1 protein-coding gene is annotated in these 1,206 nt (G+C 58.0%); it reads left to right on the top strand.

Going from position 1 to position 1,206, the window contains the following annotated elements; translation table 11 throughout:
• Window positions 1–22: 22 nt before the first annotated feature.
• On the top strand, window positions 23–1,206 hold a 1,184-nt coding region (locus GH722_20655; protein MRG74173.1), incomplete at its 3' end, for a hypothetical protein.

Raw genomic sequence — 1,206 nt, 5'->3', positions numbered from 1 at the left:
TGCGGCTGACGGCGAGAACAGCATGGACCTCGGCTTTACGCTGACAGGTACGCCTGATGCGGATGCGCTGACGGATTATGATCTTGATCCGGCGCTGGTCGGTGATGTGACCGTGACCCAGACTTTCTCTGTGAATGTTGTCGATGATGTTCCGGAAACGGGTGAAGTCGGTACGGTCGGACAGGCGGAATCCGTCTCGCTGGATGAAGATGATCTGGCTGACGGTACGGATGCTGACAAGGAGAGCCTGAGTGCCTCCGGCGATCTGGGCATGGATGGTGATCTGATCACCATCAATTACGGTGCGGATGGTCCGGCTGATGGTGCGCCGACAGCACTGGGCTATGACGATCTGAGTTTTGAACTGACAGGCCCGAGCGGTCTGACTTCAGGCGGTTCGGATGTCACCTATGAGTGGGATGCCTCCACCAACACATTGCAGGCGACTGCGGATGGCGAAGATGTGTTCACGGTGGCTCTGAACGAAGACGGTTCCTACACCTTCACGCTGCAGGGTACTCTTGATCATGCGGACGGGGATGGCGAGAACGCTCTGGATCTGGGCTTCACGCTGACGGGTACACCGGCAGAGGGCGCGGTAACGGATTACGATCTTGATCCGAGCCAGCTTTCGGGCCTGACGGTCGAGCAGACCTTCAGCGTCAATATCGTTGATGATGTGCCGCAGATTGGTGTTACCGGCGGTTCGGTTGATGAAGACGACCTGTCAGACGGCACGGATCAGTCTGATGCGACGAGCTTCACGCAGTCGCTGACGATTGACGGCGGTGCTGATGGTATTGCCTCGGTTGAACTGGGCGGCATTGGCGCCCTGGAAGACCTTGGTCTGACATCGGGCGGCGAGCCGGTTGAGTATGAGCTGTCGGAGGATGGTCAGTCGATCACGGCGACGGCGAATGGTACGGCGGTGTTCACGGTCTCGCTGATCGAGAGCAACGGTGCGTACAGCTACAGCTTTGAGCTTGAAGGTACACTGGATCACCCGGTTGCGACGTCTGAAGACAGCCTGAGCCTGCCGTTTGATGTGATTGTAACGGATGGCGACGGCGATGTTGCGAGCGGCACGGTTTCTGTGGATGTGGTGGACGATGTACCGACCGCGAACATGGATTGTGACTTTGTTGCAGGCGGTGTCGGCTCCTCGACCACGGGTAACGTGATCACGGGTGTTGATACGGACAACAG

The organism is Alphaproteobacteria bacterium HT1-32, from assembly GCA_009649675.1.
GTDB lineage: Bacteria > Pseudomonadota > Alphaproteobacteria > Rhodospirillales > HT1-32 > HT1-32.
The sequence above is the reverse complement of the archived record's forward strand: the minus strand, read 5'-3'. Positions and strand labels throughout refer to the sequence as shown.